The sequence below is a fragment of the Saccharicrinis carchari genome (assembly GCF_900182605.1).
Classification (GTDB): Bacteria; Bacteroidota; Bacteroidia; order Bacteroidales; family Marinilabiliaceae; genus Saccharicrinis; species Saccharicrinis carchari.
The window spans coordinates 54,403-69,663 of sequence record NZ_FXTB01000007.1; the positions used below are offsets into that span (position 1 = coordinate 54,403).

The window sequence follows — 15,261 nt, forward strand, 5'->3', positions numbered from 1 at the left end:
TCTTAATTTCGGGCATGTTAGTTTTGCATTTATTTTTTCCTTTCAAGATAAAGTCGTGGGTAATTGGCCCACATGTCGCACAGCTAAACGGCAGGTTGCTTTCATTAATTGTAATGTCGGCAATAGGATTGGTATTCATTACCCGGCCATTTTCAGACATAACCCGGATATGGGACATCTATGTTAACGGTGTGTCCGAACCGTATTTTCACGAGTTTAATTCACATCACTATTACCGTTTAATTACTGCTCTGATTTTAGCCCCAGTTATTGAGGAGTTGATTTTCAGAAAATATATTTTCACTTCCCTACTCCAGAGGTATTCATTAAGAGTAGCTTTTCTGGTTTCTTGCATTTTATTTTCATTGATGCACATGCCACAATTAACAAATCTTATTCCTACGTTTATGTTAGGGGCTGCATGTTGTTTGGTCTATATAAAAACAAAGCGTATTATTTATCCTATACTTTTACATTTTACATACAACCTGGTTATAAACCTTTTTGTGTGGATAGGTGCACCCGCCTTAAACTGGATTTATACGCTATCTCCATTCGATTACAGGTATTGGGCAATAGTAATAATGGGCGGCCTTTTAGGCTTTTTGGCGTTAAAACGAATACCTATTTCCAAACCATAAATAAAAATTTGTTTAACAATGAAAAATCCCCTTTTACTTATACTTTTATTTTCAAGTATTTGTGCCAAGTCGCAAAATATACCCAACCATAAAATCTATCGACTGAATCAACTTGGGATAAGCACACAAAATATTAACTTACACAAGCCTTCTATCCAAAACGATTTAAACAAGATCCTGAGCTTCGAGAGAAAAAGAAAAACTAATAAAACCTGGGCAGTCGTTTTATCCTCGGTATCGGCAGTTGGCATTATTACAGGCAGTGCTATTTTGCTCTCGAACAGACCTAACGCCAAGCCTGATAACACTTTTAATAGTACAATGGGAGGCATTGTGGTGGCAGGCGGTGCTATTTATGCAGGTGTATCTCTTCCTTTTTGGGTATCATCGCGCAAATGGAAAAAAAAGAGAAACAAACTTAAACGTATATATCAATGAAAAGCTACAACTTACTCTTCGTATTATTGTTTTTTTCCTTCCTCGGATGTAAACAGGAAGCTTCGGTAATTATCGACTCCTACATCTACTTACAAAAAGAAGGAAGAGAAAAAAAGGATTGGGAAATAATTTGGGAAGACCATTTTGAGGGAACCGAGATAGACACAACCAAGTGGACGCGCATACCGCCCAACAATGCCGACTGGGGCAGGCACATGACCACCGACGATATGTGTTACGAAATAAAAGAAGGGAACCTTTATTTAAAGGGTATCAACAACCCGGATACGGTGAGCGATCCACGGCCTTTTTTAACGGGAGGCATCTATACTAAAAACAAATTTGCTTTTCAGTATGGTAAAGTTGAAATACACGCCAGATTAGAGAGTGCTCAAGGCGCATGGCCGGCCATGTGGATGCTGTCTGAACATAACAAATACGGCGGATGGCCCCATAGTGGCGAGATTGATATCATGGAACATCTGAACTACGACAGTATTATTTATCAGACCACCCACTCGAACTACACCAATAATCTGGGGCAAAAGCACAATCCTCCGCATGGTGGAACGGCAAAAATAGATGCCGGGCAATTTAACACCTTTGGGCTGGAATGGTATCCGGATAGTTTGGTATTTACACTAAACGGTGATAGAACATTTGCCTATCCACGCGTTAAGGATGCTGATAAATCGCAATGGCCCTACGACCAGCCTTTTTATATTTTAATCGATCAGCAATTAGGCGGATCGTGGGTTGGTAAGGTAAACCCGGAGGATCTGCCGGTGAATATGATTGTGGATTATGTGAAGGTTTATCAGTAAAATTAAAATCCTGTTTAGCATCTGCACGGAGGTAAACAGGATTTTAACCTATAGTTTTTTGCTCGTTGGGCGTTTGCGTTTTTTCTTTTCTACAGTGTAACCAAACTTACCAATGACTTTACCCAACTCAAAATAATGGCCATGCGAATAACATATGGGTTTTGAGGCAATTAAGGAAAAGGCTCCCGTTTTAGGATTTATGTATTTTTCATCGGCTTTAACGTTAACCACTTCGGCCATAAACATATCATGGGTGCCCAATTCAATAACCTGCGTTACCTTGCATTCAATATTGATAGGCGACTCCTCAATTATAGGTGCCTTGACTACACTTGACTTGCCTGGTGTAAGCTTCATGCGCATAAACTTATCGAACTTTCGCCCCGACCGTACGCCACACCAGTCGGTTGCATAAGCTAAATCTTTGGTGGTAAGATTAATCACAAACTCTCCGGTATTTTTTAATATCGAATAGGAATGCCGTCCTTTACGCACCGATATGTAGCACATGGGTGGGTCGGAGCATATGGTTCCTGTCCAGGCAATGGTAATAATATTAAAATTGTCGGGGCTGTCGCCCACGGTAACCATCAAGGCCGGCAGAGGATATATCATGTTGCCGGGTTTCCAATCAACTTTTGACATTAAACTACAATATTTTAAGATGTTCCTCGGTGGTAATTTTTTCGCAGTAATGGCACCTGAGGGCCAGTTCGTCAGAATCCACCAGTTTAAACTTGGTGGTGACCGCCTCGTTGTTGGTGATGCATTTAGGATTAAAACATTTGGCAATACCTACAATCTCGTCCGAAACGGTTACTAATTGTTTTTCCACCACCTCATAGTCGCGGATAATATTTAAACGGGCATCGGGTGCCACCAGGGCAATACGGTTGACATCTTCGTTCTCGAAAAACTTATCGGCAACTTTGATAATGGCCTTTTTTCCGTAACGTTCGCTGCCCAGGTTAGTACCAAAAGTTATTAAGTTTTCACAATGATCCAAACCTAAAATACCGATTACCTTAAACAGGCTTTTGGCGGGTATGTGATCTATAACAGTGCCTTCTTTAATGGCATTTACGCTTAATTCTTTCTTCTTACTCATGGCTGTTTTTTTTAGGTTAGTATCGTTTCGGCGCGTCTCTTATAAAAAAAGCAGACTATTTTATTGTTGATAAAAAATTGTTGCTATCCCGAAACTTATTACTGTTGATACTTTTGAATTAGGCTAATCCTAAAATTGAACATATAATGGCCATACGGGCATAAACGCCATTTTCGGCCTGCTGAAAATAATATGCCTTAGGGTTGGCATCCACATCACAATCTATCTCGTTTACCCGGGGTAAGGGATGGAGGATGCGCAGGTTGTCCTTGGTGTTATCGAGCATGGCATTTTTAAGTATATACACGTCTTTCACCTTTGCAAATTCTATAGGATCCACAAAGCGTTCGCGCTGTACCCGGGTCATATATACAATGTCGGCTCGCGATATAATGTCGGTAAATTCATCGTGCTCGTAAAACTTAATCCCTTTTGACCTGAGCCATAATCGATATTCCTCAGGTATACGGAGTTCTTCCGGGGCAATAAAGTTAAAAACCGGATTAAAGTGGCTCATGGCCTGTACCAGCGAATGTACCGTGCGACCATATTTAAGATCGCCAACCAAAAACACATTCAGATTTTCCAACGTTCCCTGTGTTTTTTTGATGGAATATAAATCGAGCAAGGTTTGGGTGGGATGCTGGTTGGAACCGTCGCCCGCATTAATAATCGGCACCTGTGACTGTTCGGCTGCATAGCGGGCACTCCCCTCCATGGGATGACGCAACACAATCAGATCGGTGTAGTTGCTTACCATGCGGATGGTGTCTTTGAGTGTTTCGCCTTTGGTGGTAGACGACGATGACGAATTGGAAAAACCCACTACCCTGCCCCCCAGCCTGCTAATGGCCGTCTCAAAGCTCAAGCGTGTGCGTGTAGAAGGTTCAAAAAACAAGCTGCCTATCACTTTGTGTTTTAGCAAATCCCGGTTGGGGTTGGCCTCAAAATCTGCGGCCAGTCGTACGATTTTAAGGATTTCGTCCTTAGTAAAATCGTTAATAGACACTAAACTACTGTTTCTCATGATTTGGTATTTAAGGTTATCAGTTCCCTAATTCTCACAACAGGGCACAGCATATACATACCCGATACTGTTCCTTTTGCAGGTATAGGGGTCAAATTCCGGAATAGACAAATAAATACATGCAATACTTTAAGGATAAGGGACAATTTAACACACCGAATTATGGGCCAGCGATGCTGCTGTTTTTGGGCTAAATTGTTTTTAATAAGGCAAAAAAAAGACCGACACAAATAGGTCAGCCATCGAAGCATAGATAATAAGTAATTACAAAAAAGCCTGTTGTAATCATCTGATTGATGCGATGATAAAAAGATAGACTTTGCCCTGGATATTGTTTTTACGCTGTTCATTCCAAAGTTCAAAGTTAATATAAAAATAACAATGTGCTGAATTTACGCCTCAGAATTTTTGTAAGATTATTTATAAGCTTAAACAATGATTACAGGAGGAGAGACAAAGAGAATAGATATTTAAATACTTTTATATAATTTTGAGCATCAAAACAAAGAAACATGGAATGTAGAATTGGATGTGCGGCCTGTTGCATTGCTCCGTCGATATCATCGGCGATGCCAAAAATGCCCTATGGTAAACCTGCCGGTGTTCCCTGCGCCCATTTGACGGCGGAATTTAAGTGTGAGCTTTTTGGGAAAGAAGAACGTCCGGCTGTGTGTGCCGGATTTAAAGCAGAACCGGACTTTTGCGGTAACAACCGTGCAGAAGCCATCCATATTTTAACCCAATTAGAATAACCTATTTAAACTATGGGAAAGTTATTTTACCAAATTTACAAGTGGATTGTTGTTATCCCTGTTTTTGCCATTGCCAGCATTGTTTTTTCACTTGGTGCAGCACTATTGGCTGTTTTAATATCGCCTCGAGCCGGCAGCATGAGTGGGGTAATGTGGGCCAAAACCGTTGCTTTTATTACACCCATGAGGGTAAAAGTATATGGTAAAGAAAACATCAAAAAAGGACAGTCGTACGTTATCGTGGCAAACCACCAAAGTGCCTACGACATTTTTGCCTTGTATGGCTTTTTGGGTATTGACTTTAGGTGGATGATGAAAAAAGAACTTCGTAACGCTTTTGGCATAGGCCCCGCCAGCGCTTTGGTAGGCCATATATTCATTGACCGCTCATCGCCCAAAGCAGCCTATGAATCCATTAAGGAAGCCAAAGAAAAGCTGATCAAAGGTACTTCGGTTGTTATTTTCCCGGAAGGTACCCGAAGTGGATCCAACACCTTACGTAAATTCAAAACAGGTGCCTTTAAGTTAGCCGAGGAACTTGAATTGCCCTTATTGCCGGTTACCATTAAAGACACACATAAAATTTATTGGGGCGGCGCCTTTAACGTTAAGCCGGGAACGGTGAACCTTACTATTAACCCCGGTATCGATACTGCAAAATACAAGGGCGATACGCGTAAACTGATGGAAATAACCCGTGAGGTTTTGATTCAACCCATAAAGGAATATAATTAAAGCACCTGTAACAATTCCTCTGCTTTTTTAGTGCAGCACGATGCCAAAACACCAAACTAAAAATAGCCGACCGCTTGTATTTACTTTTTTCGTAGCAAACTAAATGAGTTAAAAATTTGCTCACACACCTATTCTGCTGGTAAAAAAACCTCCGTAATTGTTAGGAGCAGCTCCGTGGAACCGATACTGCCCAAGCATGTTAAATATTCAATTAACTCCAGCTTTCCTCCCTTTTCTTTCAGCAGAGAATCTTTATTTTTGATTCCAGCACATCGGGAGCTGCCCGAAAAACATCATCTATCTCTTTACGCCACTTAGCTGCGGCAGGGTAACCTACTAACCAATTCGGAACTTCCCGCAACTAACAAGGTGGCGATTCGGGCCAAATAATATTTTTCAGACGGTCGGATGCATACGCATCAAAAACCTGTTGGGGAATTAAAGCAATAACAACCAATTATCGTCAACAAAACCTGGTCTGCCTAAGCGAGACTCCCGCGGTGCTGCGGGACAAGGTGTGCTATTTTTTGTGGCAATGGCATTAATTGGTTTAAGAGCCTAAGAATTGCTGTTCGTTGACAACAAAAAAAACCGGTAAGGCCAAAAATTTTAGCCCATCTCCCATTCATAAAAAATCCCTACAAATAGTGATTACCTATTTCTATTTTATCCGGTATATTTGATGTCAAATAAGCTAGCCTTTATATATACAATACAATTAGCTTAAAACCATACACTTGAATTATTAAGAGCATTAAAAGGTGAAGACATGAACAAAAACTTACCGTTTACCTCGCAAACCAAAATGGCGGATGTAATACATATGGATTACAGACTTATCCCTATTATCGGGAGGTTTGGCATCGATTATGGTTTCAGCAATAAAACCGTTTTTGAAGTTTGTAAACAACACGACATCAATGTTTGGTTTTTTTTGGCCATTATCAACTCCTATCATAATCACAAGTACTTCCCCGAAAAACAACTTCAGAATTTTAATGTGCAACTCATCATCCATTATTTATCGCGGACACATGCATATTATTTAAATAGTAAGGTGCCCGATATAGAGGGCTGTATTGAGGAAATGAAAAAGCAATCAACAGACGCTAATTTTCAAAACGTAAACCTGTTGAGTAATTTTTTCGAACAATACAAAGTGGAGCTCAAAAAGCACTTAGACAAAGAGGATTACGTGGTATTCCCTTATGTTATTTCACTGGAACAGGCTTTGGAATCGAAACAAATAGACGCAGAATTGATACAGCGGGTTAAAGAACAACCGATTGAAGAGTACGAGCGAAGCCACGAGAATATGGAAGTGAAATTGAGCGATCTTAAAAATTTAATTATCCGCCACCTCCCTCCTGTATTATGCAAGGATTCGTGCCAAAAACTCCTTACCGAATTATTTAGACTGGAAGCCGATTTGGAAAACCACTCACGAATAGAAGACAACGTTTTGATACCAAAAGTAAAACTGTTAGAACAAAAAATACTTGATGCAAGTGGAACCAAATGAAGCCAAAAAAATAAAAATAGCCATTGCAGCGAAACAATTTTTATATCGGCTGGGCATAAAAACCATTATTAGCGTAATCGGTGTTGAACCTGAGCTATACGAAACAAACGATTACGATAATATCACACAATGCTTAAAACATCATCCCGATATTGAATACCTAATTATAAATCAAGATATTTTACCACTCGCCAAAGAGAAATCTCTGCAATCACTTAAAGAATTATGTCCTTGCGGAAAATTAATGGTGATAGGGGATGCGTCGATGAAACACTGTTCGTGCGCCAGCTTTATGCATAATATCGACAACCAAAAAGATGTACTCGAAAAATTTCAGGAATTCTTTTTTGAACCGGACAAAAACCCAATTGAACATGAAAACACCACACTCTTAAGCGACCGGGAGATAGAAGTATTAACAGCAGTAGCTATGGGGTACTCAAACAAAGAAATTGCCGAAAAATTGTTTATAAGCTCCAATACTGTTATCACCCACCGAAAAAATATAACAGAAAAATTAGGGATTAAAACCATTGCCGGCCTAACCGTGTATGCCATTATAAATAATCTTATTGATCCGGAGACTGTTAAAAGCAAATAGTGTTTGCTATATTTGCGTTGATGAAAAAAATTGACCTCAACGAATACTGCCCCTGCTGCGGATACAACTCTTTTGATCCGAAAAAAAGACTTGAATTGGAAATATGTCCCATTTGCTTTTGGGAGGACGATCCCCTGCAATTTAACGATCCCCATCTCGAATTCAGTGGCAATCTGGTATCGCTTAGCCAGGCACAACAAAATTATACTCACTCTGGTGCTAGCCACGAAGATATGAAGCGTTACTGCCAAAAACCGGGCGAAAATGCAAAACGAAATCCGGAGTGGTCCTAAACACCCCCGTACTGATCATCCTACCCTTATATTATTTCTTGCTTCAAAAAAACTAATTATCTGCTCGGTCCAATAAAATAAATTACAATAGAGCTAAAGCTCAATACACTCTGGGCACTGTATTCAATAATTCTTATAAGTACAATAACTTAAAATCTCAATCCGTATTTTATTTTACTACGCATACGCATAGTACTAACACGCGATACCTGCGCTGCTCACTCCCCCACCCTGTACAATTCTCCAGAAAAATCATCAAAAAATCAGGTGAAACCAATATTTATAGTTGCACGCGATCATATTTTTAACTAATTTGGCAGAATAGCTAAACGAGAATGATTCTTATATAAGAATTAGAAGCATGAGTTATAAACAAAGCGAAATAAGAAATTTGTTATCGGAGGCCGGATTAAAGGTAACCCCCCAAAGGGTGGAAATTTTAAATGCCATATACACTTTAAAAAACCATCCTACCGCCGAAAAAATTATAGAACATATCCGTAAATCGAATCCCAATATTGCCACAGGTACGGTTTATAAAGTGCTGGATACGCTGGTACAAAAAAACCTTGTTAAAAGAGTTAAGACCGATCGCGACATCATGCGCTATGATGGAATAACTGAAAACCATCACCATTTATATTGCAGCAAATGCGATACAATAGAAGATTATAACGATCCTGAACTGGATCAGTTGCTAAGCGAATATTTTAACAAAAAAAATTTGAAGCACTTTGCAATAGAAGATGTTGTACTTCAGATACGAGGTACATTTCATAAATGCTAATATAAATTCAAACAATAAATTTTTACAACTAACTATTTAACACTATTTGAAATGGAAGAACAAAAATTAGAACAAGAAGTAATAAGTATGCCACGCATTGGCGACCCGGCACCGGAATTTACTGCAGTAACTACGCAGGGCGATATTAATTTTCCAAAAGATTATGCAGGCGAATGGGTAATCCTATTTAGCCATCCGGCCGACTTTACACCGGTATGCACCTCAGAGTTTATGACCTTTGCCACCATGGAAGAAAAATTTGCAAAAGCCAACTGCAAATTGGTGGGGCTTTCTATTGACGGACTTTACAGCCACATTGCCTGGTTGCGTACCATTAAAGAGAAAATTGAATACAAGGGCATGAAAAATGTTGAAGTGAAATTCCCCTTGATTGAAGATATTTCGATGAACGTAGCCAAAAAGTACGGTATGATTCAACCTAATGAGGATAGCACAAAAGCCGTTAGAGCGGTATTTTTTATCGATCCCAAAGGAATTATCCGTACCATTATTTATTACCCGCTAAGCTTAGGCCGTAACTTTGAGGAATTGTATCGCGTTGTAATAGCACTACAGGCCGCCGATGAATTTGGTGTGGCCACACCAGCCGACTGGCAGCCTGGCGACGATGTAATCGTTAGTCCGGCCGGATCGTGCGGATCGGCTCAGGAACGCATGGAAGACAGTGCAATTGATTGTAAGGATTGGTTTTTCTGCACCAAAAAACTGGACAAAAATCTTGTGTTAGACAAGATACTTAAGAAGTAAGACCTACGTACCATCTGTACAATTATAAAAAAACTGCGTCTCCGTTATTACTTTCGGAGACACAGTTTTTTTTATACATAAAACAATGTTCTACATTATTATCTCACCCCACTGTGGCTAATTAAAATTTCTTTAACAGCCAATCCTACACAAGGCAACTAATTCATATGTTTAATCAACTCTTGTTCCACTAATGATTTTTTCAGCGGCTTCTGGAAATAGCCATCAATAAGTTGGTCGTTTAAAGCTTTTTCTATTTCGGGGGTCATACCGTATCCCGACAAAAGAAAGAATGGTATCTCCCCTCTTTGAATACGCGCAGTTTCAATAAACTCCAAACCATTCATTCCGGGCATTTTCATATCGCTTACCACAACATTAACCTCCGGGTTGCTTTGCAACAACTCAAGCGCTTCGCTCCCGGATTGGGCCGTGATAATTTTAAAAATATTCCGAAACATGATATTAAATAATTTTAAGTTGATTGGTTCGTCATCAACATAAAGAACAACACCTGCATTCTTCATTTAAACTAACATTTTAAAACGGATAACATAAAAATAGATTCATTTAATAAAAAATCCACTTAAACACTTCATCCTAATTCATTTATCTGGTTGCACATTGCTTGTAATCCTATCGCTTTTGCAATGTCTACTATATTAAACACTTACATTACTAATACGAAACAATCTCAGTTTTATTACATGAAACTTTGGTAAATTTAACCGTCAAATATATCAATAAAACCCAATACTAAATAATAATACCGCTAAATAAATTAATCGTCTTGCACATTATTACCCATTGTACTTTTAACTTTTAAAAAAACAGCAACATACTTAATGTTAGCACATTAAAAACATAGCCTGGTTAAAGTTTATATTTTTTCGGATTTTATTTTTGCAGTTCAAAAAAATGCTATACATTTGCAGCCGTTATCAAAAGAGATACACGTTCAAACAACTACTACAGCATGGTTTTTGGACACGATATAAAAACTTTGGAGAGATGGCAGAGTGGTCGAATGCGGCGGTCTTGAAAACCGTTGTACCGCGAGGTACCGGGGGTTCGAATCCCTCTCTCTCCGCAATTTAGCTTGATAATCAGGCGGATACGAAATTTACACGTATTTTTACACGCATCACTTGAAAAAGTGATGCGTTTTTTGTTTCTATACAAGGTTGCTTTTTACGACATGTATTGTAACTTTTAATTAATAATCTCCTTTCTTTTGTCGGTAACGGACTCGTTGGCTGCGGATGCAGAAAGAAAATTGTTATTACATGCTCTGTTTTATTTCTCTCTGCATGGAGATTGGCTCCATGGTTAGAAATTAAATGGAGCGTTTGGTTAAAATAAACTTCTTCTAGCCAAAACACCCATAAATAAGATATCTATATCTCAGGCTGGGTTAATCCTTAAAGCAAAAAATATTGTAGATTAAAGAACCTATTTCTGCGCAAAAAATTAGACGGGCAAAAAAAGTAATAAAAATTAAGGAATATAATAAGCGATGATATTGCTGAATTTGTGTCTTAAGAAAATAACCGTGTAAAAGACTGGAGGGGGATTAAGCTTCAAAAAGTAAGTGTTTCGCTCAAAAACTTTGCAGAAGGCCTTAAAAATGGTGTTGTTTCAATTTGTCATGATGGGATTACTCCCAACAGGACAGAGTTCAATTTACACTCCCCACCTATAAGCTTCATTACTTTTAATTCAAACTAAAAATTAATCGGCAAGGTATAACTTACGCTAACCGCTCTTCCTCGGTGATTAATTATTTGCTATTTCCAATCTAAAATATGAAAATCTGATACATTATTACTTTTATTGTAATGCTTAAACTGAACAAAAAAACAGCGATACACTCACCTTTACGGAGATAAATTCCAAAAAAGGCTTGCTTATTATATGCTCACCCATAAAAAGTGCTCCTATACTTTTTTTAACCACTTCATTTTAATAACTTAAATAACTCATTGGTTACTGCTTTTACATTGCTTCAAAACAAAATAAATTGAGTTATGGTACTAACAGTTACTTTAAACCCGGCCATCGATAAAATACTTATTGTTGATTCTTTTGAGGTGCATAAGTTACATCGGCTTTCGAAAGGAGAAATGAGTATGGTTTCTGCTGGTGGCAAAGGGGTAAACATTGCCAATACACTTGCTAAAATGGGTGATGAGGTAATCGCTTCCGGCTTTGCCGGGGGACATGCCGGCCATATGTTATGCGATGCCATCAGAAAAGAAGGCATCACTACCAATTTTATCTTCACTCAGGGTTCTACACGCACTAACATCTCTATTTTGGATAGAGAAAATGAAACATTAACGGAGATTAATGATTTTGGTCAAGAAATACCGCAAGAGGATATAACGTTTTTTATGGAGAATTACGAGCGACTATTAGCCAGAGTAAAATTAATTGCCATTGCCGGATCCTTACCACTGGGTGTATTGCCCGAGATATATATTCAGATGGTTGATTTGGCGCGCAAACAGGGCAAAAAAGTAATGGTGCATACCTCTCCAAAATATTTACCCGTTTTAATGGAGGCACAGCCTTTTTTAATAAATCCGGATATGAGATCAGATCATTTTATACTGGGAAAAAATGTGGACGGAGTAGATCAATTTATTAGCACAGGACGAGAGATATTAAAAAAATGTCCGAACACCGAATATATCATTTTTACACATCGACTGGAGAATGTAGTTGTGGTGTCTCAATCAAAGGCTTTTGTATTACGACCTCGAAATATGAGCATAGTTAATATGTTGGGATATGCCGACGCCTATTTGGCAGGTTTTATTCATGCTTATATAAATAGAGAAAAAGAGGAGGAAGTACTGCGCTATGCTTCAGCAGCCGGATTAACTGACGTGGAGGATATTTATAAGGAAATATCAGCTATTGATAAAATTGGAGCTAATTTATCCAGAATTGATATAGAAGTAGTTAATTTTTAGTGAAACCATGAAAAAAGTTCAAGAGTATATTCATAAAGATATTACCTGTGTGAATGAAAATTCCACTTTGCACAGGGTAATCAATACGATGAAACTACATCGCTTAAGTGCACTGCCCGTGGTTAATAAATTGGGCGAATATATGGGATGCATCAGCGAACAGGATATTTTAAACGGAGCTATACCAGCCTATATGAAAACCATGTACGACACTTCGTTTATGGCGGCATTGGATCACATAACTATCCATTTAAAAAACAAACTGGATCATAAAATTATTGATTTTATCGACGAAAAATATCCTTGTGTATCACCGGATGAATCGATGTCGTATGCGGCAGATCTATTATACCGCCAAAAAGGAACCATTTTACCCGTTGTTGAAGGCAAAACGCTCATCGGCATGTTAACTCGAATTGATATTCTGTCTGTTTCACTGGATATAAATTAATCGATATGTTGTTACTCGTTTCAAGTCAAATAAGCACTTTCCATATAATTATTGCCTTAGTTGTGTTTACACTGACTTTTACATTGATTACGACGGAAAAACTGCCCAATGCCATTGCTGCCATGTTAGGTGGTTTCCTGTTTGTTGCATTCCATATTATTAGCCAGAATGAGGCCGTGGAATATATTGATTTTGATACAATTGGCTTACTTTGCGGTATGATGATGACGGTTGCCATCATGCGAAAAACAGGCTTGTTTGAATATATTGCTATCAAAGGCATAAAAATTACAGGTGGAAACCCATGGCGAATATTGGTGGTTTTATCCATCGTAACCGCCGTATTATCGGCATTTCTTGATAATGTAACAACAGTTCTAATTATCGTTCCTTTAACCTTTGCGGTTGCCGATACCATTAAAATAAGTCCATTGCCCTTACTGATTTCTGAAATTCTTTTTTCCAATATTGGCGGAGCCGCCACCTTAATTGGCGATCCACCCAATATAATGATCGGGGGTGCTACCCATCTCGATTTTATGGACTTTATCATTAACAACTTGCCTATTGTTATAATCGTTTCAATTGTTACATTCGGCTTGCTAAGCATAATCTATAAAAAAAAGCTTAATGCAATAGAAGTTGACACGAGCAAAGTGGATGCCTTTGATGAGAAACGAGCCATTAAGGATAAAAAATTTTTGATTAAAAACTTAATTGTTTTTGCGCTGATTATTGGAGCTTTTATGACGCACCATATACATCATGTTAGTCTTGCTTCGGTTGCACTGGGGGGAGGTTTTTTACTGATGATGATCACCAAAGAAGATCCTGAAGAGATTTTAAAGGAAGTAGAGTGGCCTACCTTATTCTTTTTTATTGGTTTATTTGTTATCGTTGGAGGCCTCGAAAAAACAGGTGTAATAACCTATCTGGCCGATCAAATGATTGTTGCTACCGGAGGAGAAGCCGTGAAAGCATCCCAGCTTATTTTATGGATGTCGGCTATATGTACTACCTTTATCAATAGCATTCCATATACGGCTACCATGATTTCCGTAATAGAAAATATGGGGGAAGCAGCAGGAGGAAATATCGATTCGCTTTGGTGGGCATTATCCTTAGGCGCCTGCTTTGGCGGCAATGGGACTTTGATAGGTGCAGCCGCCAATATTATTGTGGCCGGATTTACGCAAAAAACGGATCATCCTTTGCGCTTTAAAGAGTATTTAAAAATAGGCATTCCGCTTATGTTAGTATCTATTGCACTTGCTTCGTTGTATATCCATTTTAGGTACTTTTTATTATAGGCCGAAGAATGTACTGTCAGAACAGAAATAAATACCTGGTTATTTAGGCTAAATCAAACTCAAAAATAAATGCTTGTTTTTCTATTTTTTACATTGCATAGTAAACAATGCTCCTTCAATCCTACTTCGAATTGTATATGATTTTATTAGGCTGTGTAGTAGTCATATCCCCCAAAAAGAGATAAATATTTATGTAATATCGATATATATAAGCTCAGGCTATAAGCATTACCTATAAATGCTTCCAGCATGAGATTAAGCAGGCTACATAAAGGAGCAAGCATCAATTACACAAATAAGTTATTAAAACAATATTTTTTTGGTAACGAATCATGTTATTTTTACGCGAAAAAAACTAAGAGCTAACAAATCTTAAAGTCCTGTTAGGAGTTTTAAAAACCAATACTATAATGATAACAGTAACAGCGGCCATCATACAAAAAGCATCTAAAATCCTGATTACACGCAGGGGACCCGGTAAGCATATGGCCGGGCATTGGGAGTTTCCCGGCGGTAAATTAGATGCCAACGAAACCGAGCAAGAATGTTTGGCCAGGGAAATTAAAGAAGAATTAAATATTACGATAAAGATAAATGACTTTTACATGGAGAACACGCACCAATATGAAGCGAAGCAAATCCTTTTAAGGGCTTATAAATGCGTACACCTTTCGGGCAACATTGTATTACACGATCATGATAAAATGGCCTGGATAACAAAGGAGGAGTTGAATAATTACAAGTTTGCTCCTGCGGACATCCCTATTGTAGTAGCTTTAGCCAAAGTTTAAGGATGGACGGGTAATATTTGTTCCGAATGATAAAAAATGGATCCAACTTATGTAGCATTGGTTAATTTTGGATACCAAACCTTATAAGCTATAGCCAATAATTTTGCCGACTAACTTGAGCGAGCCAAACTTTTGTGGTTTTGGCTCGTCCAGGTTAAATGTCCCAATACTTACAACTTGTTATCTATTATACTTACTTTATCCATAAACCTTGCTATTTTTACGGAGATGAATT

At 38.4% G+C, this 15,261-nt stretch carries 18 protein-coding genes and 1 tRNA gene; 15 read left to right on the forward strand and 4 right to left on the reverse strand.

All coding sequences use genetic code 11. The features are described from left to right. Positions 1-113: 113 nt before the first annotated feature. From FN809_RS18230 to FN809_RS12855, 3 genes are read left to right on the forward strand one after another with little or no spacing between them, the layout of a single operon-like run. A complete protein-coding gene (locus tag FN809_RS18230) occupies positions 114-641 on the forward strand; it encodes a CPBP family intramembrane glutamic endopeptidase (protein WP_394348169.1) in 528 nt (175 codons plus the stop codon). An 18-nt stretch (positions 642-659) separates the two neighbouring features. Continuing rightward, positions 660-1,079: a hypothetical protein gene (locus tag FN809_RS12850; RefSeq protein WP_142533932.1), complete on the forward strand. Its 420-nt coding sequence runs from the start codon at positions 660-662 to the stop codon at positions 1,077-1,079. Continuing rightward, positions 1,076-1,903, forward strand: a complete 828-nt coding sequence (locus tag FN809_RS12855) for a glycoside hydrolase family 16 protein (protein ID WP_142533933.1) — start codon at positions 1,076-1,078, stop codon at positions 1,901-1,903. Before FN809_RS12850 ends, FN809_RS12855 begins: the two co-directional genes overlap by 4 nt. Positions 1,904-1,951: 48 nt before the next feature. Here FN809_RS12855 and FN809_RS12860 read toward each other — a convergent pair whose 3' ends face one another. The 3 genes from FN809_RS12860 to pyrB form a co-directional block, all read right to left on the reverse strand. Next, on the reverse strand, positions 1,952-2,548 hold the full coding sequence (locus FN809_RS12860) for a flavin reductase family protein (RefSeq protein ID WP_142533934.1): 597 nt from the start codon (positions 2,546-2,548) through the stop codon (positions 1,952-1,954). Positions 2,549-2,552: 4 nt separating this feature from the next. Continuing rightward, entirely contained in the window at positions 2,553-3,011 is a 459-nt protein-coding gene (gene pyrI / locus FN809_RS12865; protein ID WP_142533935.1) for an aspartate carbamoyltransferase regulatory subunit, read from the reverse strand. 118 nt (positions 3,012-3,129) lie between these two features. Beyond that, positions 3,130-4,038 carry an aspartate carbamoyltransferase gene (gene pyrB / locus FN809_RS12870; RefSeq protein WP_142533936.1) on the reverse strand — a complete coding sequence of 303 codons (909 nt, stop codon included), beginning with the start codon at positions 4,036-4,038 and terminating at the stop codon, positions 3,130-3,132. A 512-nt stretch (positions 4,039-4,550) separates the two neighbouring features. Here pyrB and FN809_RS12875 point away from each other — a divergent pair. From FN809_RS12875 to FN809_RS12905, 7 genes are all read left to right on the forward strand, one after another. Beyond that, on the forward strand, positions 4,551-4,790 hold the full coding sequence (locus tag FN809_RS12875) for a YkgJ family cysteine cluster protein (protein WP_142533937.1): 240 nt from the start codon (positions 4,551-4,553) through the stop codon (positions 4,788-4,790). A gap of 12 nt (positions 4,791-4,802) precedes the next feature. Beyond that, the gene (locus FN809_RS12880; protein WP_142533938.1) at positions 4,803-5,525 is read left to right on the forward strand and encodes a lysophospholipid acyltransferase family protein; all 723 of its coding nucleotides are present in this window, start codon (positions 4,803-4,805) and stop codon (positions 5,523-5,525) included. A 769-nt stretch (positions 5,526-6,294) separates the two neighbouring features. After that, positions 6,295-7,047 carry a hemerythrin domain-containing protein gene (locus tag FN809_RS12885; RefSeq protein WP_142533939.1) on the forward strand — a complete coding sequence of 251 codons (753 nt, stop codon included), beginning with the start codon at positions 6,295-6,297 and terminating at the stop codon, positions 7,045-7,047. Next, positions 7,028-7,648, forward strand: a complete 621-nt coding sequence (locus FN809_RS12890; RefSeq protein WP_142533940.1) for a helix-turn-helix transcriptional regulator — start codon at positions 7,028-7,030, stop codon at positions 7,646-7,648. Before FN809_RS12885 ends, FN809_RS12890 begins: the two co-directional genes overlap by 20 nt. A 20-nt stretch (positions 7,649-7,668) precedes the next feature. Then, positions 7,669-7,941 (forward strand): CPCC family cysteine-rich protein, encoded by a 273-nt coding sequence (locus FN809_RS12895; protein WP_142533941.1) that lies wholly within the window; start codon positions 7,669-7,671, stop codon positions 7,939-7,941. A gap of 361 nt (positions 7,942-8,302) precedes the next feature. Beyond that, entirely contained in the window at positions 8,303-8,728 is a 426-nt protein-coding gene (locus tag FN809_RS12900; protein WP_142533942.1) for a Fur family transcriptional regulator, read from the forward strand. Positions 8,729-8,779: 51 nt separating this feature from the next. Further along, positions 8,780-9,496 (forward strand): peroxiredoxin, encoded by a 717-nt coding sequence (locus FN809_RS12905; RefSeq protein WP_142533943.1) that lies wholly within the window; start codon positions 8,780-8,782, stop codon positions 9,494-9,496. Positions 9,497-9,654: 158 nt separating this feature from the next. On the opposite strand, the gene FN809_RS12910 is transcribed toward FN809_RS12905, so the two are convergent. Beyond that, positions 9,655-10,023, reverse strand: a complete 369-nt coding sequence (locus tag FN809_RS12910) for a response regulator (protein WP_142533944.1) — start codon at positions 10,021-10,023, stop codon at positions 9,655-9,657. 478 nt (positions 10,024-10,501) lie between these two features. Here FN809_RS12910 and FN809_RS12915 point away from each other — a divergent pair. From FN809_RS12915 to FN809_RS12935, 5 genes are all read left to right on the forward strand, one after another. Beyond that, positions 10,502-10,586 (forward strand) — tRNA-Ser (locus FN809_RS12915). A 937-nt stretch (positions 10,587-11,523) separates the two neighbouring features. After that, positions 11,524-12,474, forward strand: coding sequence for a 1-phosphofructokinase family hexose kinase (locus FN809_RS12920; protein WP_142533945.1), 951 nt, complete (start codon positions 11,524-11,526; stop codon positions 12,472-12,474). 7 nt (positions 12,475-12,481) lie between these two features. Further along, the gene (locus FN809_RS12925; RefSeq protein WP_142533946.1) at positions 12,482-12,925 is read left to right on the forward strand and encodes a CBS domain-containing protein; all 444 of its coding nucleotides are present in this window, start codon (positions 12,482-12,484) and stop codon (positions 12,923-12,925) included. Positions 12,926-12,930: 5 nt separating this feature from the next. Further along, complete coding sequence (locus FN809_RS12930; RefSeq protein WP_142533947.1) at positions 12,931-14,235, forward strand: ArsB/NhaD family transporter; 1,305 nt, start codon at positions 12,931-12,933, stop codon at positions 14,233-14,235. Between the two features lie 410 nt (positions 14,236-14,645). Then, positions 14,646-15,026: a (deoxy)nucleoside triphosphate pyrophosphohydrolase gene (locus FN809_RS12935; RefSeq protein WP_142533948.1), complete on the forward strand. Its 381-nt coding sequence runs from the start codon at positions 14,646-14,648 to the stop codon at positions 15,024-15,026. The last annotated feature ends 235 nt before the right edge of the window (positions 15,027-15,261 follow it).

What these genes read in the sequence shown, in the direction of transcription:
- FN809_RS12900 (WP_142533942.1), top strand. Translation starts at nt 8,303, where the DNA reads ATGAGTTATAAACAAAGCGAAATAAGAAATTTGTTATCGGAGGCCGGA.
- FN809_RS12855 (WP_142533933.1), top strand. Translation starts at nt 1,076, where the DNA reads ATGAAAAGCTACAACTTACTCTTCGTATTATTGTTTTTTTCCTTCCTC.
- FN809_RS12885 (WP_142533939.1), top strand. Translation starts at nt 6,295, where the DNA reads ATGAACAAAAACTTACCGTTTACCTCGCAAACCAAAATGGCGGATGTA.
- FN809_RS12850 (WP_142533932.1), top strand. Translation starts at nt 660, where the DNA reads ATGAAAAATCCCCTTTTACTTATACTTTTATTTTCAAGTATTTGTGCC.
- FN809_RS12905 (WP_142533943.1), top strand. Translation starts at nt 8,780, where the DNA reads ATGGAAGAACAAAAATTAGAACAAGAAGTAATAAGTATGCCACGCATT.
- pyrB (WP_142533936.1), bottom strand. Translation starts at nt 4,038, where the DNA reads ATGAGAAACAGTAGTTTAGTGTCTATTAACGATTTTACTAAGGACGAA.
- FN809_RS12910 (WP_142533944.1), bottom strand. Translation starts at nt 10,023, where the DNA reads ATGAAGAATGCAGGTGTTGTTCTTTATGTTGATGACGAACCAATCAAC.
- FN809_RS12920 (WP_142533945.1), top strand. Translation starts at nt 11,524, where the DNA reads ATGGTACTAACAGTTACTTTAAACCCGGCCATCGATAAAATACTTATT.
- FN809_RS18230 (WP_394348169.1), top strand. Translation starts at nt 114, where the DNA reads ATGTCGGCAATAGGATTGGTATTCATTACCCGGCCATTTTCAGACATA.
- FN809_RS12925 (WP_142533946.1), top strand. Translation starts at nt 12,482, where the DNA reads ATGAAAAAAGTTCAAGAGTATATTCATAAAGATATTACCTGTGTGAAT.
- FN809_RS12860 (WP_142533934.1), bottom strand. Translation starts at nt 2,548, where the DNA reads ATGTCAAAAGTTGATTGGAAACCCGGCAACATGATATATCCTCTGCCG.
- pyrI (WP_142533935.1), bottom strand. Translation starts at nt 3,011, where the DNA reads ATGAGTAAGAAGAAAGAATTAAGCGTAAATGCCATTAAAGAAGGCACT.
- FN809_RS12875 (WP_142533937.1), top strand. Translation starts at nt 4,551, where the DNA reads ATGGAATGTAGAATTGGATGTGCGGCCTGTTGCATTGCTCCGTCGATA.
- FN809_RS12930 (WP_142533947.1), top strand. Translation starts at nt 12,931, where the DNA reads ATGTTGTTACTCGTTTCAAGTCAAATAAGCACTTTCCATATAATTATT.
- FN809_RS12895 (WP_142533941.1), top strand. Translation starts at nt 7,669, where the DNA reads ATGAAAAAAATTGACCTCAACGAATACTGCCCCTGCTGCGGATACAAC.
- FN809_RS12890 (WP_142533940.1), top strand. Translation starts at nt 7,028, where the DNA reads ATGCAAGTGGAACCAAATGAAGCCAAAAAAATAAAAATAGCCATTGCA.
- FN809_RS12935 (WP_142533948.1), top strand. Translation starts at nt 14,646, where the DNA reads ATGATAACAGTAACAGCGGCCATCATACAAAAAGCATCTAAAATCCTG.
- FN809_RS12880 (WP_142533938.1), top strand. Translation starts at nt 4,803, where the DNA reads ATGGGAAAGTTATTTTACCAAATTTACAAGTGGATTGTTGTTATCCCT.